The sequence below is a fragment of the Phormidium sp. CCY1219 genome (assembly GCF_055795085.1).
The window spans coordinates 1-21,750 of record NZ_JAYFEQ010000735.1 but is presented as its reverse complement, the minus strand read 5'-3'; the positions used below and the strand labels follow the sequence as shown (position 1 = coordinate 21,750).

Annotated in this window: 16 protein-coding genes; 9 read left to right on the top strand and 7 right to left on the bottom strand. The window is 47.2% G+C overall.

Going from position 1 to position 21,750, the window contains the following annotated elements:
* Positions 1-277: 277 nt before the first annotated feature.
* Positions 278-706: a hypothetical protein gene (locus AC0QH1_RS22395; protein ID WP_324633569.1), complete on the top strand. Its 429-nt coding sequence runs from the start codon at positions 278-280 to the stop codon at positions 704-706.
* Between the two features lie 31 nt (positions 707-737).
* On the opposite strand, the gene AC0QH1_RS22390 is transcribed toward AC0QH1_RS22395, so the two are convergent.
* Positions 738-872, bottom strand: a complete 135-nt coding sequence (locus AC0QH1_RS22390; RefSeq protein ID WP_324633568.1) for a hypothetical protein — start codon at positions 870-872, stop codon at positions 738-740.
* Positions 873-944: 72 nt separating this feature from the next.
* Between AC0QH1_RS22390 and AC0QH1_RS22385 the strand changes: the two genes are divergently transcribed.
* The gene (locus tag AC0QH1_RS22385) at positions 945-1,904 is read left to right on the top strand and encodes a GDSL-type esterase/lipase family protein (RefSeq protein WP_324633567.1); all 960 of its coding nucleotides are present in this window, start codon (positions 945-947) and stop codon (positions 1,902-1,904) included.
* Between the two features lie 23 nt (positions 1,905-1,927).
* On the opposite strand, the gene AC0QH1_RS22380 is transcribed toward AC0QH1_RS22385, so the two are convergent.
* Positions 1,928-3,106, bottom strand: coding sequence for a GNAT family N-acetyltransferase (locus AC0QH1_RS22380; RefSeq protein ID WP_324633566.1), 1,179 nt, complete (start codon positions 3,104-3,106; stop codon positions 1,928-1,930).
* Positions 3,107-3,530: 424 nt separating this feature from the next.
* Between AC0QH1_RS22380 and AC0QH1_RS22375 the strand changes: the two genes are divergently transcribed.
* On the top strand, positions 3,531-3,722 hold the full coding sequence (locus AC0QH1_RS22375) for a hypothetical protein (RefSeq protein WP_324633565.1): 192 nt from the start codon (positions 3,531-3,533) through the stop codon (positions 3,720-3,722).
* A gap of 726 nt (positions 3,723-4,448) precedes the next feature.
* On the opposite strand, the gene AC0QH1_RS22370 is transcribed toward AC0QH1_RS22375, so the two are convergent.
* A complete protein-coding gene (locus tag AC0QH1_RS22370) occupies positions 4,449-4,724 on the bottom strand; it encodes a hypothetical protein (RefSeq protein ID WP_324633564.1) in 276 nt (91 codons plus the stop codon).
* A 575-nt stretch (positions 4,725-5,299) separates the two neighbouring features.
* Between AC0QH1_RS22370 and AC0QH1_RS22365 the strand changes: the two genes are divergently transcribed.
* The 5 genes from AC0QH1_RS22365 to AC0QH1_RS22345 all read left to right on the top strand — a co-directional run bounded on the left by AC0QH1_RS22365 (position 5,300) and on the right by AC0QH1_RS22345 (position 15,678).
* Complete coding sequence (locus AC0QH1_RS22365) at positions 5,300-10,675, top strand: hypothetical protein (RefSeq protein WP_324633562.1); 5,376 nt, start codon at positions 5,300-5,302, stop codon at positions 10,673-10,675.
* A 6-nt stretch (positions 10,676-10,681) separates the two neighbouring features.
* Complete coding sequence (locus tag AC0QH1_RS22360) at positions 10,682-11,818, top strand: hypothetical protein (RefSeq protein WP_324633560.1); 1,137 nt, start codon at positions 10,682-10,684, stop codon at positions 11,816-11,818.
* 409 nt (positions 11,819-12,227) lie between these two features.
* A complete protein-coding gene (locus AC0QH1_RS22355) occupies positions 12,228-12,869 on the top strand; it encodes a hypothetical protein (protein ID WP_324633559.1) in 642 nt (213 codons plus the stop codon).
* Positions 12,859-13,800 carry a DUF1822 family protein gene (locus tag AC0QH1_RS22350; protein WP_324633558.1) on the top strand — a complete coding sequence of 314 codons (942 nt, stop codon included), beginning with the start codon at positions 12,859-12,861 and terminating at the stop codon, positions 13,798-13,800. Before AC0QH1_RS22355 ends, AC0QH1_RS22350 begins: the two co-directional genes overlap by 11 nt.
* Before the next feature lie 30 nt (positions 13,801-13,830).
* Entirely contained in the window at positions 13,831-15,678 is a 1,848-nt protein-coding gene (locus AC0QH1_RS22345) for a CHAT domain-containing tetratricopeptide repeat protein (protein ID WP_324633557.1), read from the top strand.
* A 502-nt stretch (positions 15,679-16,180) separates the two neighbouring features.
* Here the strand turns inward: AC0QH1_RS22345 and AC0QH1_RS22340 are convergent.
* From AC0QH1_RS22340 to AC0QH1_RS22325, 4 genes are all read right to left on the bottom strand, one after another.
* Entirely contained in the window at positions 16,181-17,557 is a 1,377-nt protein-coding gene (locus AC0QH1_RS22340) for a WD40 repeat domain-containing protein (RefSeq protein WP_324633556.1), read from the bottom strand.
* 166 nt (positions 17,558-17,723) lie between these two features.
* Entirely contained in the window at positions 17,724-18,236 is a 513-nt protein-coding gene (locus tag AC0QH1_RS22335) for a ferric reductase-like transmembrane domain-containing protein (protein ID WP_324633555.1), read from the bottom strand.
* Between the two features lie 158 nt (positions 18,237-18,394).
* Complete coding sequence (locus AC0QH1_RS22330) at positions 18,395-20,134, bottom strand: vanadium-dependent haloperoxidase (RefSeq protein ID WP_324633554.1); 1,740 nt, start codon at positions 20,132-20,134, stop codon at positions 18,395-18,397.
* Between the two features lie 99 nt (positions 20,135-20,233).
* A complete protein-coding gene (locus AC0QH1_RS22325) occupies positions 20,234-20,488 on the bottom strand; it encodes an NfeD family protein (RefSeq protein ID WP_324633553.1) in 255 nt (84 codons plus the stop codon).
* An 817-nt stretch (positions 20,489-21,305) separates the two neighbouring features.
* On the opposite strand from AC0QH1_RS22325, the gene AC0QH1_RS22320 reads away from it, so the two are divergent.
* A partial coding sequence (locus AC0QH1_RS22320) for a hypothetical protein (protein WP_324633551.1) occupies positions 21,306-21,750 on the top strand: 445 nt, incomplete at its 3' end.

Genomic DNA, 21,750 nt, shown 5'->3' with positions numbered 1-21,750 from the left:
TGGGGAAAAGCGCCTTTAAAAGTCCGACTTTGGACTCTTTAAGAATCCCTCGGATTTATCCGTAGGGAGTATCAAGTACTTAAATTCCGAAACTGGTTCTTTAGTTAGAAAAAGCGTTGCCTTACAACTCTTTGAATTTCTCAAAGAACATCCCGGCGACAACGACCTTCATCTGGTCGCTCATTCCCTCGGAAGCGTTATTTTATGGGATATTTTATTCTCGGATAAGTTTAGCAATTCAGATCCGGCGGTTTACATTCGCGATGTTATCAAAGGATTGAGTCCCGCCGATAAAGGAAGAAAAGTTTATCTGCGAAGCCTGACGACAATGGGTTCGCCCATTTTATTTTTCGATCGCCTGTTGGGGATTGGGTCTCAAAAAATCGACCAGTTTGCCAGTCACTATATCAAGCAACCTTTGCGGTGGATTAATATCATTAACGCCACGGATGTGTTTGCTTATCCGCTTTATTCCAGTTTAAATCTTCAGTCGTCTCATCTGTTTTTTAAGGATAAGTATCTCGAATCCCAGGATATTCTGCAAAAAAGCTTGGGGGATGCAGGAATGGCATTCGGATTAGTGCAAAACCATACCCTGTACTGGAAAAGTACGAGTGTTTCCCATCTGATTGCGGCTAATCTTTTGGGGGATTATCGGGTACTCGACTCGGAGAATCACTGGACGATTTTTGATGGATCTGTGTAAGCAAAGGAGAGTTCGCCGTGGGGAGTGCAAACTAAAAGCGCGATCGCACCTCTCTGGACAGTTCGCTGCTACTTTCTTTCCCCATCAGCCGCCGATCGATGACCCAAATCGTCTGAGTTGCTTTTTGACCTCCGCGATCGCCCCTGCATATTGAACCGCTTGACAAAATGTCCACTTCTTCCCTCTAACTCCGCTCAACTCGTTTATGTTGAATTCCAGAACGAGTGAGAGGTTAGATATGAATCGACCCACGTCTGGAATTGCAATGTATTGGCAACGGCTACAAGGGTTAAAAGCCGGCAGAACTTACACCCTTTTACCCCCCGATAGCTTTCAGGCTGTCTGGGAAAAAGCGATCGGTCAGCCAACCTATCAAGACTGGAAAACATTATTAACTCGAGAAGCAAATGCTCTGGCTTACGGACAGGGTTCAAATCGTCTGGCCATCTTATTAGGCGATTCGATAACGATGTGGTTTCCCTCAGAACTCCTTCCCCAGGGAAGACTTTGGCTCAACCAAGGCATTTCTGGAGATAATACCAATGGAATTTTAAAGCGATTGTCCGCCTTTTCCATCACTCGACCTCATGCCATCTATATTCTAGCCGGCATTAACGATTTGCGCCAGGGTAAATCCGATACCCTAGTCATTCACAATCTCTACCAAATTATCCGAGAACTGCGATACCAACACCCCACCGCCCAGGTCGTTTTGCAGTCCATTTTACCCACTCGCTTACCTTCCCTTCCAAATACCCGAATTTCCGGAATCAATCGCGAACTCGCCGCGATCGCCAAACAACAAAACGCCACTTTTCTCGACCTGAATTCCTCCTTTACCAACTCAGACAATATTTTACGCCGCGACTGCACCACCGATGGATTGCATTTGAGCCGACGGGGATATGAAGTTTGGCAAAAAGCCCTCCATCAAGCGGAATCCCGATTGTTGCTCAATCGCGATCGTCGCTATCAACAATGGTTGCAGCAAACCCCGACTTTTACCCTTTCTGGCCGAGAATATCGCTGGATTCCCTATCGCGTTCGACCCGGAGATACATTGGAAGACTTGGCGCGCAAAACTCTTGGTTCTGGCGAGGTTCACTACTATGATTTAATTGCCCTGAGAAATAACATCAATGGAGAATTGATAGAGAGCGATCGCACCATTTACATCCCTCAAATTTCCTCCACTTGATTCTACCATTTTTCCATGTTTCACTAGAAAAAATCCGGCATCCACGGTGGCGAACCCGCAAAAATTTCTGTGGCCACAGAAACAGCATTGGGCGTACCTTCCAGATGTCCCGCCAGTTGCAGTTGATAGGGTCTATACAACCCACTGTAGAGAGGAGACAATCCGCGCGGATCCAGGCGTAAATCGCCGCGTCCCCCAGGGGTGACTTTTCCTCGACCCCCGGAAACAGTTAGGATAAATTTACCGTTATTTTCCGGTAGCAGGGTATCGCGAACTTCTAAGTGCAATTCGGCATTTAACGTCACGGGGTATCCGCGTTGTTCTAGAGCAATTTTCACATTAACAACTCGCATAAACCAGCGTTCTAAATGCGTAATTTTAGCGGTTTGCTCTGGCAAGAACAACAGCAACGAATCCACCGAAGAACCGCGCCAAGTTGCAGTGCTAATTTGGGAACGGGCATCGCCGAGAAAAGTCCACAACCGACGGGCAGCGGCGGGAGTTAATGCCACCCAATCCAGGACGACTAATTTAACACCTTGAGCTGTGTTTTTTTGGGTAAAAATAATATAGCCTTCCGGTTGGTTGGGGTTGCCAACTAAATCGGCATAAACCACTTCATCGCCTTTCGGTTGCAAGATCTGTTGCCAGATGGCAAAATTGCGATCGAGATTGCCGTTGTAATGAAGGGCTTGTTGGCGGTAAATGGGTGCAAAGACTTCGGCGTGAATCGATTCGACGCGATGCAGGGGAAGCGTGCGATCGCGCATCTGAATGCTATCCAGGGTCACTTCCCAATCACAGAACTCACCGGCTTGTTCGTATCCCACTTTCCGATAAACCCGTTGGGTGGCGGCGTAAAGGGTGGAAAGTGCTATCCCTTGGCGATGCAGTTCTCCTAGGGTGTGAGTGAGTAATTCTACCGCAGCACCGGTACCGCGATCCTCCGGTAATACGCCAACGGCGGCGATACCTGCCATTGACACGCGATCGCCCCCCCACCACTGTCCCATGTGATAAATACCCAACCCGCCCACGATCGCTCTGCCTTGACGCAAGATGCGGAAGTTCTCCCCCCCAATGCGATCGCGATACTTGTCCCATTCATTTAGTGGCAGGTTAAAACACTGACAGAGAACCTCTCCCAGGCGATCGGTTTCTTCTGAGTTCGATAGAGTTCCAAATTGGCGCAGTTCGTTCATTGCAAGGTTAGGGGTTGGGGTTAGTAATTTCGCAGGCATTCAGGACAATCAAAACCGATTCTCCACCGAGGGCAAAGAGCCACAGAATTTCGGAGCTTGCTTGAGTGCTTCCTGGCAATACTCTACAGTATAAATCAGGAAATCGCTGCTTGAGAAAGCAATTGGAAAATTCACTGCAACTCCAGAGGGCAGGCACTTCCACAGTCCCCAGCTTCGGAATCGCTGCCCTTCCAGAAAGCGTAAGTATTTTGATGCAGGGTTCCGGGAAAGAGAGCGGTTGTCCATCATGGTTTTCAGTTTGCAATTCGCAACTTTTGGGGCAACCGACTGGGGTGAGAGGGGCGAGACATTTTCCAGGCGATCGGGGTAAGGGACACTGGATCCATAAATTTTACTGTGGTGTGAAGAACAGGACTATATTTTAGTGACAAAAAATCGCAAGTCTATGCCCGTTCACCTGGTAGAGCATATTGCTTTAAAGCATCATGTCCCTGGAATTTTTATTTTGAGTCCCAAATTAAGTATTGGGGAAAACCTCGAACAATTGCTATTGATTGCTGAAGGTTCATTTGAGGATGAGTATCAAGATAGAATAGAATTCCTGCCCCTATTTTGACGAAAAGTTGTTGAGTCTGGCGTTATGTTTCTAAAAGATAGCGTTTCTCATGTTCGTGAAGTACGAAAATTTTTGGGGATTACCGCCCAGGCGAGGTTGATAATCGTTACTGAATCGGTTAAAGGCGGAGCAAGGGAACGAGTATCGCAACAGGAGGTGGGCGAGAGTGCGGTTCGTTCGCAGTGGCAATCTGCTGCTACTCGATTATGCCCTTTGTTGCTTTGTAGAGTGAGAGCATTCTTATTGGGCATACAAACTCGCCCGAGAATATGCTGAGGACTACGAACCGAGCTACGGCACCGGGCTGATTCCCTCTTCCGCACCAAAGTTGCTCGATATCGCGGAGTTTTGGTGTCAGTATTATTTCGGTCAGTCTTTGCGCGATCGCTTCCCAAAACTGGTGCCGCATTGAACGCTCATCGACGCCGAAACTGTCGGCGGGGGAGTGCAAGCCATCCTGTCGGTGGTTTCCAATGTTTCCACCTGCGCTATGAGAACGGGAGAAGAGTCAGCTCCACCCCAAACCAGAGGGAGCGTCTGCGAAAGTTGATGAAACAACATTCCCCTAATCAGATGGTGCTGAAGACCTTCAAAATGATTATCCTAATCATTACGAGTGAACCGAGCGCTCGACGAAAGTAGTTGACGCCATCGAAAATCTCCAGCCACGCCCAGGGAAACCAAGAACTAAAGGCTATGGTATCTAGAGCCGCATGCAGATTGCCGCTAGGCACGACGAAGGTGAGTAGGGTGGTGGCGATCGCATCTCTGTCGGTTGTGAGAAAGCTTGCCAAAACAAGCGCACCGAGATTGCTGCCAGTGCGGTAAAGGAAGGAGAATTTGCGTTATGAAATCTAAGCGACGCAGCAGTAATTCCGCGTGGGGCGGTTGCGGTAGCGTTGCTGGGTGCGGGGCATTAAGCTCGGTTGCGGTGGAAGTCGGTTCGGGTAAATCGATGCACAGTTCCCTCATTTTGGCTCCCTGACGGGTTTCTACACTCACCAACATGCTGGTGGTGTGTCATTAGCTTAACGGGTTGATGAAGCGATCGCCGATGATTCGAGTTTCCTGCGGGGGGTGGAGGAGTTGGGTGTGCCCGCGATGTCGGTGGGGCGATCGCATTCGCAAACTGTCCCCAGTGGCATTCGAGTGCTTATCAGCAACTTGTTACTCTATCGATTCTCGCAGATGTTCTTCGATTCTATCGCCTTGAGTCCAGAATATTGCGGATGTAGATCTCATGCTTCCAGACATATCTTTGTGGCTCCTCAGTTTGGGCATGGTGGATATCAACAATACTATTGTTTATTTTCAATCTGTAATACTTCCTCGGCATGCAACAATTCTTTACATATAAACTCCCTTTTTTTACCCAGATGAGATTAAAACGATCTAAGATAATGAAAAGCAATTGTGCTGGACAGAAAGAGAACAACAGTAACAATTAATACAAGCGGGGGGCATCTTCATTATAAACAAGAAGGTGCAAAGGCCAGTGAATCAGTTCAGTAAAAGTCAGCCAGGGATGTAAGCCTATGCAAGACCAGTTAACGGAATTACTCCAACAAATTGAGGATTTGGAAGAATCTTTTTCCCACCTAAAGAGTCGGCTGTCTGAAGCGACAAAAGCCTTTCAAGACTCCGAGATTCCTCTATCGCAAGAACTGATTGCAGCACTTGCCACCAGCCGCAACCAGTTTGAAGAACTGCGCGCCAACGTGCTAAAAGAGATAAAATCATCCGGAGGTTCTCCGGTTCCAGGAGCCAATGAGATTGTTTCCCTAAGGGAACTCCACTCGTTGTTAGAACAAGCGGTGGCACGGGCAAACCAGCAAAAGGCAGAAGTAGAGACAATCCGCCAAAGTGCTTTGTCCGTTCTGGAGCGGGTCTTGGCGATTGATTATAGCGAAAACGACTTTTCACCCTTGCGGGAATGCCAAGAACAAGCCCGGGAACTGCAACGAATCATTTCAAAACAAGAAACCAACCTACCTACAGAAGCAGAAACGTTAGCCTCGGGAATACATCCCTTAGCCGCACTGCTGAGGCTGATTTCACAGCGAGACTCTCCCAACTACAAGCTTGTGGAAGAACTCCAGAGTAAAGTGGCGCAATCGTTTGGGATGCCTCTGGCGATCGCAGCATTGACAGGAAAACTCATTTTAGCCTCCCAGTCAGAGTCAATTCCTAAGGAAAACAAGCCTGTTGACACCAACGTTCAAACTCAAAAGAGTACCCAGGCACCCAAGTCTAAAACAGATAATAGCCCAGAATCAACTGTAGTAGTTCAGATAACCCACGAGGCTGAGGAATGGCCACCTGTTAAGCAGTCTAGTTCCCAAGCACCCCCATTACCCTCACCTCAAACCCACTCTGAAGTAACGGATAAACAACTGACCGACGTACAAGAGATTGCTGCATCTATATTAAACAGCAATGTTGCAGAAAATGCCCTAGCCCTACATTACCTGATTTGGCAATTGCTGCGCGAGGATCAACTCAGTTTAGCATTTCATTTAGGGCGTTGCTTGGAGAATCAATTCCGCGAGTTACAGCCAAGACTTCCATCATGGTTAATTCGAGGAGTCGCCCTTGGTCGTCATGTGCGATATGACCTAGGAGTTGGAGAAATTGCCAACATCTTGATGGAAGACTTCGCCAACTTTAGCGATCGCTATTTCATCGAAAATGAGGGGGAGTGGAATCAGAGCCTCAGTTTACTGTTAGCTGCTTCAGCATTGCGCCCCGCATTGCTCGCGCCAAATACCAACGCCTCGAATATCTTAAATTATCTTCGACTGGGAGAAGGTCTGAACCAACTTTTTGAATACTGCCAAACCATAGCCAATTATGGGAACCAGCGTTGTGCGCTGAATACAGCAGCCATCAAAAAAGTCAGAAATCAAAAAGCGTGGGAATCTGACATGAAGTCCCTGCGTCAGGAAGTAGAAGAATGGTGGTCACAAGCCCCACTGTTAGACATGATCTATGGATTGGCCAAGGCTGTGTGGAAGACATGGCTCAAACCAGAGGGAAGGGTTTACTCTCTGCTGATACCGATTAGAGACAATGATGCCAATCAACTGGAAACGGTGAAAGGAGCGGTAAAGCTATTATCTTCCGAGTCTCAAATTGATGCAGAAGTTAAAAGGACGCAGAAAAACTTAAATGCTGCTAGTCGTGGTGCGAGTATCGTAACAGGTAAGGCATTGAGTAGAATTCACCTTCATGTGAAAGATGCTGTTGATTTTGCACGGCGCTGGATCGAGCTTCAAGAATCGCGAACAGACATAGAAAATGACTTTTCGCAAAAGCAAGCACAGCAGATAAAGCAAGACCTTTCAAGTCGGCACGATGCAGTTTTAGAAGAGCTAGAATCTTTTGTTGCCAAGCAAAATTCTCTATCAGTTATAGCCGGGATTTCCTGTTGTCAAAAGGCAGTAAAAGACATTCGAACTCTCTTCGATCCAACTGCGCCGTTACCCACAGGCGAACCCAAACTGAAGTATCTGCTCAATGCAGAACTTCTCAAAATCAAATCCCTTCCTCTGGATGACGATTGGGAAGTGGAAGTTCCCATCGATTATTCGTTGCTCGATAAAATTTTGCGTTTGATTGCTCAATCTTATTCAGATTGGCGGCAAAGCTTCGAGAATCAAACGGATAGTCGCAATCACGAAGCAACCGAGCGAATTATCGAGTATCTTCAGAATTACCCAGAAGCCTCCATCAACATTGATGAATTGGAAGAGGTACGGATAGAAAGTTTAAAAGAATGCCGAGACAGCTTAAAAAGAGATGCAAAGGAAACTAAAAGTCAGATAGAAGGTGCGGTGGCATTTGGAATTTTACAGGAAGCTGACCGGGCTAAATACGCCGCTAAAATCGTAGAGATTGAAAATAACTTTGATGAAATTCTTCGGTTCGATCGCAGCCACAACCAACTCGATCGCATAAAATCTTCAATTCAAGACCAAAAAACAATCGCAATCGAGCATGTCAGAAACAGACTGGAGTATTTATCTATATCGGAAAAACATCCCAATGCTCGACGCATTAGCGAGCTGTTGGACAAAGGCGATGTCCTAACGGCCAATGAATATATAGATATGGTGAATCGTGGGAATGAGCTTCCAGAAACCAAACTAGAGACAGATACGTTTAGTGACTTTTTCCCAAAAAAAGCAATTGAAATTGGCGAATTCATGGAAGATATACCCGGTCCAGGAATTGCCATAAAAAAAGTGCGCGATCGAGACCGATTTTGTAATATTGATTTGCGGCGTCCGACTGGCGCTCAAACTGAGCGAGCTGCGGAAATGCTAGAAGCATGGTTTAATGCCAAAAGAGTGGGTACAGGAAGAAATTCGCAGCCAACAATCGATGAGAATGATGCCAGAACAATTTTAGAAAGCCTCGGTTTTAATCCCGTCAAAATTGAAGTTACTCCATCCTTGGGGAAAACTTGTTTGATTCATCTAACCACCAAAGTCATTCGAGACCAAGAGTTATGCCCGGTTTATACCTATGGTTCGGCGGCGAACGGACAATACCGAATTCTTTGCGTATGGGGAAGACCCACTGCAGAAGACATCATCAATGATGTTGGCAAAACCACACATGGTTCTCCCGCATTCGTGTTCTTTTTCGGTCGCTTGACAGAGCGGTGGCGTAGAGAACTCGCTCGAACCTGTCGGGAACGCCGTCGGACATTTGTTTTGATCGACGACATATTAATGCTTTACCTGTGTGGCGAAACCGGTTTACGACTTCCGACTCTCTTTCAATGTGCTTTGCCTTTTACATTCTTGGAACCTTACACAACAACTGCTGGACTGGTTCCACCTGAGATTTTCTATGGTCGCAAGCAAGAGCGGGACTCCATTATAGACCCGATGGATTCTTGCTTTATTTATGGGGGGCGGCAGTTAGGGAAAACTGCATTATTGCGTTCTGTAGAACGAGAAGTCCACGCACCGGAAGAAGGAAGAATTGCCTATTGGCTGGATTTAAAAGCCGCTGGAATTGGGATTCAAAGGTCTATCGAATATCTTTGGAGCCTGCTTGCCGATGTCTTTAAAAATTTAGGAGTGGTTCCCTCCACCACCCCATCAAATGCAGGCGCAGAAACGTTGTTGCAACATATTACCAACTGGCTGGAACAAGATAAAAATCGTCGAATTCTTTTATTGCTAGATGAAGCGGATAAGTTCCTCGAATTAGATGGCGCGGAAATGGCAAAAACCAATCGCGGAAAAGGTGGATTCATTCAAACCAGTTATTTGAAAGGATTGATGGATCGAACGGAACGTCGGTTTAAGGTGGTGTTTGCTGGGTTGCATAACGTACAGCGCACCACCAGGTTAGAAAATCAACCCTTAGCCCATTATGGCACTCCAATTTGCATCGGTCCTTTATTGGACAACGGGGAATGGCGGGAAGCCAGAAACTTGATTAAACAACCGTTTGCGAGTATCGGGTATGAATTATCCGACGATTTGGTAACGCGAATTTTGTCGCAAACCAACTACTATCCCAGCTTAATTCAGCTCTACTGCCAGGAGTTGCTCCGAGATGTTAATAAGAATCATCTAAGGAAATTCAATCCCAACACCACCCCTCCCTATCAGATTACGGAGAGTCAAGTGGATGAAGCCTATCAAAGCCAAAATCTTCGCAAAGCGATTCGCGATCGCTTTATGTGGACATTGCAACTGGATCAACGCTACGAGGTGATTGCCTATATCATTGCTTACGAATCTCTCGAAAGCAACCAAGGCATGGTAGAAGGCTTTTCCGTTTCCTGGCTGCGCGATGCCGTTCTAGATTGGTGGCCGGCAGGGTTTCAAGACAAGAAAACCGATGAAATCCGTGCTTTATTAGAAGAAATGGTTGGTTTAGGGGTGTTAAGAGAGAGCCGAGATGACTATTATGCCTTGAGAAGTCCGAATGTAGTCTTGCTTTTAGGGACGAAAAAGCAAATTGAAGAGGAACTTCTCAAAGAACGCGAAGCTCCTCCAGAATTTAAACTCGGAACCTTTCGGTCGGCTTTGCCAAACGATATTTCTCGGCGCAGTCCTTTAACAGTTCAACAAGAATCCATCTTGCGCCAACGTAAAAATGATGTCTCCATCATTTTTGGTAGTTCGGCTCTCGGCTTAGAGGAAATGAATGATTTCCTAGTTTCAGCAGTTGGTTCGGAATTCTTTATACCCCTTGAAAAAATTTCCAATTTGAAATCTTTTACCAAACATTTAGAAGATATTAAGAACAATCGTCCTCGAGAAGTTGAGGGCACCAACATTGTTCTGGTGTCTGCAGATTGTGAGTGGAACAAAGAGTGGGTAGATACTGCACTTAAAAGAGTTAGAAAACTCACTTCAAAGAAATCTTTCGTCCGAATTTGCTTTATGGCAAATCCTCGAAAAACCTGGGAATTATTTAGTCAACCCAACCGAGAAATTGAATCCATAGTTTCTAAGGGAATAATTATCAATCCCTGGCACGATGATGCACTGCGACAATGGCTGGAAGATGGAAACTTTACTGCGAGGGATAAAGAAAGCCGAGCAAAAATAACTGAAGTTACCGGAAACTGGCCGCTACTTCTCAAACACTTTTATCAAAAATGTCAGGCAGATCTAACTTCTTGGGAACACCATTTAAAAACCGTGGAAAACTCCCTCAACGATGCCGATTCTGCTCGTTATATCCGGGAGTTAATGGGTCTAGAAGACGTGGGCACAGAAATCCAACATGCATTAAGTGTTTTAAAAACTCTGGAAGAAGCATCGGCAGAGGATTTAATTGGAATTGAGGAAGGGATATCAGAGGACATTGTTCGGCAAACGCTTGAGTGGGCAAGACACCTTCATTTAGTCCTGCCAAAAGGTAATGGTAACTGGCGCGTCGATCCTCTTTTAGCTCGGGTTCTTACTGCGATTGAAGAATAAAACCTTATGGATCGTTTTTGGTGGCAAATCCCTGGCCCAAATCAATATGTTGCCGATATCGTTCAAGACCTCATCGACGGAAAAAATGTCGTTCTCTGTTTGCCAAAACATATGCCTGCTGGTCTCTCTAGTGCTGTTCGGTTGGAAATCGGGGAGGAGTGGCATTGGCAAACTTTCTCCCTGCTAGAGGAAAATGAAACTGAACCCGTTCATCAACTCTTTAATATTTTTGTTCGAGAGATTAGCCCCACGGAAATTCGCAACGCCCGTACCCTGGCACAACATCAGGATTTTGGCGGAAAAATTATCTGGATTGAGAATCTAACACCACCTCTTTGGGGGCCTTGGAAAAAATTCCTCACGAACTACGAACAGTCTTGCCGATCGGTTTCTAAATGGAATCGCACCCTCTTTTGCGTGCCATTAATCGGTGATTTGGCAATCGACCCCCCGAGGGAGGATGTCTGTCTGTCTCATCATTATTGGCGTGGAGTGGTCGATCGCCTCGATATCTTGCTATTTACTGCCCACCTTTTTTCCGGTAAACAACTCTCTGACCTGCAAAAGCAGGTTGCTATCTCAGCGATCGCGAATTTAGCTCTATGGGATCCGAATGTTAGTGAGTGGTTGGCTTACGAAAGTCTAGAACATATTCTTAATCCCCTGCCAATTCTTCTAGAAATTGGCCAATCCCGTTGCTGGTGCGATGAAATGATTAGCTCGGGGTCTGACTCCTGGCATAGAGGTGTGAAAGATATAATAGAGGGAGAAGAAAAAATTCATTCTGCTGCTTTGGCATTCAATGACTCAACGAAAGAAATTGACCGCAGAATATGGAGCGCTCAAGTGGGTGTACTGTTGCCATTTGTTGAAGAAAGACGACAAGAGCTTCTGTCAACCTGTAAGGATATTTTAACGGTACCGTTTCAAACGAATTTTGGTGTAATCTCAGATCTGCGCGATCTAGAAATCGGACATATTGAGTATCAACTCAACAGTAATCTGGCAGGGAATCGCAACATAAAGCGACTGGCTGAACAGCTCAAAGACATCAGAAATGCTCTTTCTCATTTAGAACCAATTAATCACCAGCTTTTACTGTCTCGGGAAATAAATGATTGGCGTCGTATATTAGGAAAATAATACCCCCAGTCTGCGGTAGACAATTAGCCAGCGATCGCCCTTTTAAAACTTCAGCCAAGGAGCGATCGCGGTTCTATATGTTTAATTTTTCTGTTTCGTCCCTCAACCAAAAGGCGATCGCCTCCTTATGGCACAATAGTGACAGGGTTTTCTTCCCTAGCTCCATGAGGACAAGGCTAACAAGGTGGTGCCTATCCACACTCAGGACGCCAAAAAATGTTCCTCCGGGCTGAATGGTTCCATCTGTTCCCCCGGTCCGGTTTTCCTGGAGAACCACAGAAGCCCCCTTTTCGGATACAATCCTCTAATGTAAAGTTTTGTTACAAACCGTGACGCCTGCCGTAAAACTTGTCGGTAGGGTCAGAGAAAAGCAGTAGAAGCTCGTGAGGGGGAATAACCGAGAACTGGAATGAATAAGGCACAGAGCAAAAGCGCGGACGAAGAAATGCAACGGTATGCCCTAGAGGCAAAACAGCATCCGCAACACAGTAAGGAGCGACAGATCGCGCTCACGAAATTAATTGAAGCCCTGGCGCGCTCTGGAAAACTATCGCGCCCCCGCAAAGGTGAATTTGTCTCGGTTTATGAAGATATCTATGCAGAGGCTCTTTCTCTCCTATGGCTCTTTATTTGTGAAAACATTGATAAATACGATCCGCAGCGAGCTTCAGTTATAACCTGGGTAAATTACCTACTGAACAAACGATTTATAATTGAAGCAATTAAAATAGTTGTTGGGAAAAAGGAGGTATTGCGAAGTGACACCTTGGAGATAGAATTTCTTCCCCACCGTAGCCGGGAACCTTCCATGTCGGAAGTCCTCAGACAGTACCTGCAAGAGGATCCGCAACAGGTATTTACCAACAAATCCCTGGTCAACCGTCCGGATGTTAATTTCAAGCAAATCGCACTGGCTCGGTTGTCAGGAAAAAAATGGAAAACCATTTCCGCCGAACTTGATGTCAAGACTTCCACGTTAAGCGACTTTTATCAGCGATCGCTCAAAGAATTTAAGCCTCTTTTCCAAGAAATCTTGACCAATGACTATTAAACATTCCACGGTTATCAAAGCAATGAAAAGTAACCAGGTTTCGATGAATTTTACCGTACCGCTGACCCCCAGTTTCCATCAAGTAGCCGAAAAATTTCGCCAACAGCAATTGAATCCAGCGAAGGGAGAACAGGTGTATCGCAATACTTTAGCGGTACTGGCGGTTAATTTTTACTGTAAATGTATGGGGATTCCCACAAATTTAGAAGCAAGCGATAGCTGGAATCCGGTGTTGCAAAGCTTGGCTGATGTGGCAGATTTAGAATTAGAAAGCCTGGGCAAAATAGAATGTCGTCCCGCCTTAGCGCAGTCGGAGTGGGTGGAAATTACCCAGTCGGTTTGGGAAAATCGAATCGGCTATATTATTGTAGAGATTTCTGCTTCGATGAAAGAAGCAAAGTTGCTCGGATTTACCTCCAGAATAGCCACGGAGGAATTGACAATTGGCGAGTTGAAAAGTCTAGAAAATTTTTTAGACTGCGTTCACCAATTGAGGGAAAATAAACCGATTCACCTAAGTGAATGGCTGCGCGGGATTTGCGATCGCGGGTGGGAGAGTGTAGAACGCATATTAACACCGCAAACAATGGAACTGGTGTGGAATGTGCGGGATGGGAAAAGCAGTGTAAAGCGAGGGAAAGTGATAGATGTGACGCGGGGCGGCGATCGCGTGGCACTGGTGGTGGGGATGAAGCCAACTTCAACTTCAGAAATGGATATTTGGCTGGAGGTTTATCCCACCCCAGAGCAAAGTCATTTGCCCCCAGATTTGCAAGTTATGGTTCTCGATGACGATGGAGTCGCGGTGATGCAAGCTTGCGCGCGCAGCACGAAAAATATTCAACTTAATTTTAGTGGCGAACCGGGGGAACGCTTTGGTATTAAAATAGTGCTAGGCAATACGAGCATCACGGAAGCCTTTATCATCTGATGCAAACCAGCCACTCTAGGGGAGAGTCTCATGGGTAAATTAGCGATCGTCAGATTCGACGGTGATTTTGATACGGTGGGCTTTCGCGTCACCCTTGAAATTGGACCGGAGGGCGATCGCCCTTCCACAGAAATTCCGGGGAGATTACCGCCAGCACCCGAGCTGAAAACCCTACTGGAGCAATGGGAAACAAAGTATCGCAATATCGACGCAGCGCGCGGGATAAAGCCCAAGCAAATTATTTACAACGGATCGATTAATCAGAGAATCGAGGAATGTCGCGCCGCCGCAAACCGACTGAGTGAGGGTTTCCAGGAATGGTTAGAGGCGAAAGCGTTTCGCCCCATTGACCGCACTCTGCGAGAAGAGTTAGCTCGAGATGAAGCAACCCGGATTCTGATTCGCAGCGAAAATCCGCAGATTCAAAAACTGCCTTGGCATTTGTGGGACTTTTTCGAGCGCTATCCGCAAACGGAACTCGGATTGCTTCCTCCCTACGCGCAACGGATAAAGACCGCACCACAGCGCCAAGGAGCGGTCAAAATTTTAGCAATTCTCGGCCATCAAGAAGGCATTAATGTAGAAGCCGATCGCCAATTACTCGAAAATTTACCCAATGCGCGGGTCACTTTTCTGGTGGAACCGAGTCACGAACAGATTAATGACCAATTGTGGCAACAAAGTTGGCAAATTTTATTTTTTGCCGGACATAGCACTACCGAAGGCGATCGCGGCTGCATTTATATCAATCCCACAGAGCGCTTAACCATCGCTGACTTAAAATACGGATTGAAAAAAGCACTCGCTGGCGGATTGCAATTTGCCATTTTTAACTCTTGCGATGGGTTGGGGTTAGCCCGAGAACTGGCTCAATTACACATCCCTCAAACGATTGTCATGCGCGAACCGGTGCCCGATCGCGTAGCCCAAACCTTTTTGAAGTATTTTCTCCTGGCATTTTCTGGGGGCAATTCCTTCTATCTCGCAATGCGAGAAGCCCGAGAACGATTGCAAGGTTTAGAAGGGGAATTTCCTTGTGCGACATGGTTGCCGATCGTTTGTCAAAATACAACGGTGGTGCCGAAAAATTGGGCAGAATTAGTGGCCGCCCCAACGGTTGAACGGGTTTCGGGAAACTGGGAGGGAAAATTATCCCGCTCTCCCTGGACAATTCCTTTTATTCCCTCCCCCCCTCAACCCTGGATTCATAGCTGGCGGAAACCTACAGCTATCCTATTCCTGTTAGCACTCTGTATCTGGGGCGGGCAAGTTGTGGCACCAAAACTGGCGACGACGATTAACAATCGGGCGTTTGAAGATTTTCAAGCCGGTCGCTGGCGCGAATTTCAGCCACAAATACAGTTGGCGATCGCCCTCGACCCGCACAATGCAGCCGCCCATTACTCTCGAGGATGGAGTTGCGAGCAAGTCCGAAATTTTGACTGTGCCCGAACTCACTATCAAATTGCCGCACGATATGGTTTTGCCGCAGCCTATAGCCAGTTAGCGCGGCTCTCGATCGTTGAAGATGGAGATTACGATGCAGCCGTTGAAATGAGCGGGCGGGGGCTGCAATTCGCGATCGAAGTGCCGGTAAAATATGCCTTGCATAAAAACCTAGGGTGGGCCAGACTGGAGCAAGGCCGATATGAAGAGGCTATACAACAGCTCCAAATGGCAATTGCCCTGGATGACGATCGCGCTGCTGCATATTGTTTGATGGCTCGAGTGCTAGAGCGATCGGGGGTCAGCACGGAAACACTCGTGCAGTGGGAAATGTGCTATAATCTAGCCAATCCGCAGGACTTCGATGAGGATCGGTGGTTGGGAATGGCTCGCAAGCGCTTGTTTCCCCCTCCATCCCCTTCCCATTTTTAGGGGGTAACGGATTTCGGGCAGGGATATTTATTGCCATTGGGATCGGTGCAAGTCCTTACTGAATTATCTGGCTCCGTCTGTTCGACATTATTTTCTTTCATCCCGGAGGAAATTTTTGATGTGAGTTCACTGGATAAAGAAGGTTGATTCACGGCCAAGCTTAACAGAAATAGCGAGCCAATAAATTGCAAGGGTTTCATTTCTATACTTCCTTTTCTACTCTTCGCAGAACCCAGTAAATCTGCTCTTTAATTTGCATTGCGCCGCAGAATTACTGTCTTTGTCGTTCTATATATTTATTGGGAGGATAATCCAAAAAATATGCGGAGCTATCGGAAAAGGTTTTGAAAATTTGGCCGGAAAATTGTTTTTTGAACTTAGTTTGTCGGGTAGGCAGGCACGAAAACCAATGGGCGATCGCCACCTATAAAAGAGGCTCTGCCCACCCGACTATCTCCGATTTCTATACAAATTTAATGGCATGTAAAGAACGCCGAAAAAATTAACGGAGCCATCCGCGCCAGGGATTGACTTCGATTGCACCGGAAGGGCGTAACACTAGATGAAAATTAGCATAATCAGTAGGAGGTTGTTCGGTCAGTAAATTCGGCAGAGGAGTTTGAGCAATAAAATCGGCAGCGGCTACATGCAACGGTTGGTAATCCACGATCGCGCCATTTCGAGCCACCGTCACCCGATAGGCTAAACTCTGTGTAAACTCCACGGTTTGCCAAGCGCGATCGAGCTGCGCGTAGAGGATTTGATTTAACTGTGCCAATGTCTCGTCCTCGATAATTTCTATCGGAATCTCTACAGGAGAGGGTGTGGATGTGGGTGTGGGAGAAGATGGAGGGTTGACATGGGCAGATACAGACCACCATTTAATCGTTTTATCCCCACTGGCACTGGCAAAATGTTTTCCATCGGGACTCAATGCCACTGACCACACGGGTTTGGCATGAGCGAGGAACGTCTCGATTTCGTTTCCGTCTGATACATTCCACAGTTTCACCGTGCGATCGTGACTGCCACTGACTAAGATGCGGGCATCGGCACTCAATGCCAGGGATAGCACGGCACGAGTATGTCCTGTCAGGGTTTGCAACAAGCTGCGATCGCGGCTGCGCCAAAGTTTAATGGTTTTGTCATCACTCCCACTGGCGAAGAAATTCCCATCTGCACTAAATGCAATGGAACGAACCACATCAGAATGAGCTTGAATCGCAAGGGATTTTTTTTGCGTTTCAAGCTGCCAAATGCCAATCGTGCCATCCTCACAACCACTGAGGAGAAATTGCCCATCCGGGGAAAAGGCGAGCGCTCTTACCCAGTCTGCATCCCGAAAACTGGCCACTTGCTGGCCAGTTTCCAGGTTCCAGAGTTGAATCGTTTTATCGGTACTGCCACTGGCAATTAACTTGCCATTCGGTGCGATCGCCACTGCTTTCACATTATCCCTGTGCCCGGTTAGGGTGCGAATTGCTTTCCCGGTTTCCAAGTCCCACAGCTTCACTTGATTGTCCCAACTGCCACTGACGAGATATTTTCCATTGGGTGCGATCGCCAGAGAAGCTACCGCATCAGAATGTGCCGAAATCTCCCGTAGCAGGTTTCCCGTTTTTACGTCCCAAATTTTAATCGTTCCATCATAGCTCCCACTCGCTAATCGCTTGCCATCCGGCGAAATGGCCACTGTATAAACCCACACCGAATGTCCCTGTAAGGTACGACTTGCCGCCGCCATAGACGCTTCAGGAAAACCCGGAAAGAACGCGGGGGTTTCCGATAGAGAGTTTAACCAACTTGTCGTAAAAATTGCCGCCAATCCCGTTCCGCCTAACACTGCAAAAACCCGCAAAAATTTTGGGATAAAAAGCATTTTCGGCATCCTCCCTGTAACTTATATTTACCTGTCAAGATTGTTGATTGATAAAGAGCGGTTTGTCCGGTGGGCAGACACGAGAACCGATAGTCGATATCGGCACTTCTGAGAGTGGCTCTGCCCACCCTACTATCTGCCATTATGTTTGCACGAGTCCATCCCTTTACTTTTTGCGACTTCGCTCTTTCCACCGTCGAATTAAAAACAAAATCGATAGGGTCGGAAGAGAAATGCTGCTGGCTAACGTGACATAAGTCCAATGACCTGCCATTTTTTCCCAAACATGCCAGACCAGCAAAAACATACACCAGTAAGTGAGCTGATGTAAGCGCTTCCAGTTTTTTTTCAGCTTTTTTACGCTCCAATCATTAGAAGTGATTGCCAAAAGAGTAAAGATTGTAAAAGTAGCTACTCCTTGAATGTAAATCCAAGAAGTGTTGATATCCAGCCAGTCAATATTTCGCTTTTTTATCAAAAGGTAGCCATGAGCCAAGGCAAAAATAAAGGCAAGGATTCCCACAGTACGACGATGCTTGAGGAGCAGTTTGGGAATTCCGGTTTGCTTGAATTTTGGAAAAACAACTCGCAGAATCGTCGGCAACAAAGTGATACTGTAGCACAGTAGCGCTACTCCTCCTAAAATATTAGAAACAGGCGCAGCATTAAGCTGTATCATGGTTGATTCTCCTAGAGTTGAGGTAGAGTGCTGTAGGAATTTTGTTTGGGAAGGTCTAAAGTCGTAGGGGCAAGCAATCCGCCCCTACAACGATTCCAGTGGGGTTTAGAAATGTAACGTTGAACCCAAAACACTTTAAACCCCATTCTGGGTGGGCGTTATTCCACACCACCAGAGATATAAAATTGAGCGCGATCCCATACGGCATCTCCCACTTGGCGGCCTAAAGTGCGTCCATTAATATCCCCTTCGTAGAAGTGAATGCCCCCGTAAAGGCGGGAGATACCAGACTCATCGGCGGCGGCGGAAAAAGTGGGCCAATTCAAAGTGACATCAGTGGTTGGAGTGACCCCGGGTTCGATAAAGGAGTCGCCGGTTTCTACGGTCACCGAACCCCCGAACTCATCGGATCCGGTAAAGCGCTGGAGAATTTCCGCCCCGGCGGCACTAAAGGTGCTGTGTCCGGAAACATATTCCGAAAATGGCGGGGTGGGACTGCCAAGGCGCTGATAAGGGTGCCATTCCGCCGCATCGATGGTTTGAATGCCTTCTCCCGGACCGGCCCACACTTCCACCTGTTCTCCGGCAAACAGTTCCCGAATGGCGGTGACGGGTCGCACGTAGTCGTAATGGGTTTTCGCATCCCAGGCGGCGATGCCGGCGTCGAATACGGCATTGCCGAGGGCGAAGAATAGCTGGATGTCTTCATCGAGGGTGTGAGAATCGCGATCGGAGACGAACTGACCGAAGTTCATCCAAGTGCCGGGAGGGAATGAGGTGCCCGCACCATCTTCCCAGAATTCGGCGATAATTTTTTGTTCGTCGGTGAGATTGGCGCTGATGTCCAGGATTTCTCGTGCCCGCTGCTCAAACAGAGGCGTGCCAAATTCCGGGGGCGCTTCGGGACGAAATTGGTCGCCGGAGGATAGACCGAAAGGCGTCACTTCTCCCCACTGCGGCGTGAGGAATTCTTGCACGTCACCGTTGGGGTCGTCGAGGGGCTGTGTCAAGGGTTGCCAGCGGTTCAGATCCGTGACGGTATCGGGGGTATTCACGGCTCGATACCCGGTAATATCGTCGTATCCGTTGAGCTGATTGGAGCCGTCGTTGTGGCGGAATTCGAGTAAGGCTTGGGCAGACAGGCGGCCAATGCCAGCCGGGGTGTTAGGGTCGGTAGAGGTATCGGAGGGGTCGTATCCCAGTTGGGTCATCAAATCATCGAACAACCGCACTTCAGTGGGAAACAAGTCGCGTAGGGTAGTATAAGCAGCATAGCTAGCGGCTTTGCTTTTGTTGAGCGGGTTATTTTCTTCGGCAGAACGTTGCAGGCTGTCGCCGAGTTGGGTGCCGATCGCCGTTTCGTCATAGGCTGCCCAAGCATCGAACATCGCCGTACCCAGTATCCCATAGGCGCGTGAGGCAATGGTAGGACCGGGATTGGTATTGCGAACTGCTTGCTGTACGGCTTCATTCCACAGTGGAACGATGCGCGAATAGGCTTCGCGACCTTCGGATTGGCCAAAAGTGAGGTAGTGGTGGAAGCCACTGCTAAAACCCGCGATCGGATCGATTTGCGCTGCTACATCTGGATTTTCCCACAGGTAAAAGCTTTCGTTAAATAAGGCGCTGGGATTGCGACCTTCGGTTTGACCCATTGCCAGATAATGCTCGAGTCCGGAAGCAAACTGCCCGTTTTGTACGGCAGTGGCTACGTCTCCATATTCAGACAAGTAATATTCTTCGTTAAACCATGCAGTTGGGGTGCGGCCTTCCCCCTGTCCGAATTGGTTGAAATGTTCCAACCCAGATGCCAATCCGCCGTTACTAATAGCTTGAGCTACGTCGGGATAGGCTTGCAAGTATTGGTTTTCGTTGAAGATAGTATCGAGTTCTAACATCTTAGTTACTTCCTGTAATAAAAACAATGAAGGGCAAAAATTAGAACGGTAAAAATCCGCTGACGCAGGAGAATTTATTGAGAGAATTTAGTCAGTGAATTAATCTGTTACCATCAGCAGAGTAATTCCTTCAATGCCCACGGCAAGTGCCTTTTGACTCGGTTCGAGCGTCACCTGGCAGTCCGGGTGATAAAGCTTGGCTGACCAGTAGGAACCTTGACATTTGACTCTTCCCGGCTGTTTGGGCGATATCGCTTCTTCGACTATGGCTGGAACCAACTCGGGAAAAAGTTGGATTTTGTCCCGAGGAAAAATTGCTTTTTGTTGTGTTTTTCGCTTCCGTATAAGTTTCATTGTCCCTTAAAACTAACTTTTCCAAAAATCAACGATTTTTCTAGATTGCCTCGGTCTGCGGTTTGCTTTGTTCTCCTTTTTGCCGTTCAAGGGAGTGTTAGGGACAACTGAAAAATATTATGCGTCAAAGCGCTCAAATTAAGCTTGAAATGAGGGCGAATGCGAAACAGAATAAACTCGCCTTTCCGGATAAGGTGAGGCTTGATATTTGCCTTCTTCTCAGATATTGGGGAATAAAATCAAAAATTATGCGCTGCCCGAGTAAAAAAAATTCCCGAAGTCCGATTTTTGTCTTTCAGGTTGCTTGCTAATCCGGTGGGAATCTATCCCTGATTGAGGAACTTGTCCGGTGAGGTGAGAGAGTTGGCGATGGGTTTCACCTTTGGTGGTGGGGGCTGCATGTTAACGAGGCCCCATACCCGAAACCGATCGCGATTTACCATTGAGGGCTTTTATGTCAACCGGGTAATCCTGGAAATTCAAAACCCATGCCACTCAGAAGCAGCGTATAATTACTGAGTTTTTAAAGTTTCTGTGAAGATGGTACTTTTTATTTGGTTAGAGTAAATTTACAACTGACTCCCACAGAGGGTTGTCTGCGATCGCGGCATTTTTAAAGTTTCTGTGAAGCAGGGGCTTTTTCTCTAGACAAAAGATTCACTCCCGATAGATAATAAGCTTAATTTTCGTTCTGAAATTGTAAATTCTGCGCCAACCCGGTTGGCGGTGCGATCGATTTTCAGAAAAAAACTGTATCCGGCATTACTGTTACGACAAAAAATCATCGAGTTTCCTACATGGGAAAGGAAGGTAATCCATGAGTGCATCGGAACATCAATCATTGTTTGAGGATCCAGTGGCGAGTTTGTCCTTGCCGAGTTCGCCCACAGATCCGCCCCTGTTTCCCGAGAATAGCGATTATCTCTCTCCAAGCGGATTCGCAGAGAATTTGCCGTTGGAGGGGAGCAATCGGAGTGTTAATCTCAATGTCGAGAAAGAAACCGACAAATTGACAGAAGTAGAGGAGAAGTTTACCGAGTGGTTTTTGCAAGATGGCAGTAGCGGCGATCGCCTCCCCACCGACGACCTGCAAACCACCGACAGCAACATCGAGGATCGACTGGAAGACAGCCTCATCGGCAGTGAGGATGGCGTGGAAGGGAACGAAGGCGATACCCTAATTGGCAGCAGCGTCACCTCATCCAGCGAAGAACCCAGCGATACCTTGACATCGCATAGCGGCGACAGGGAGAGCGAATCTG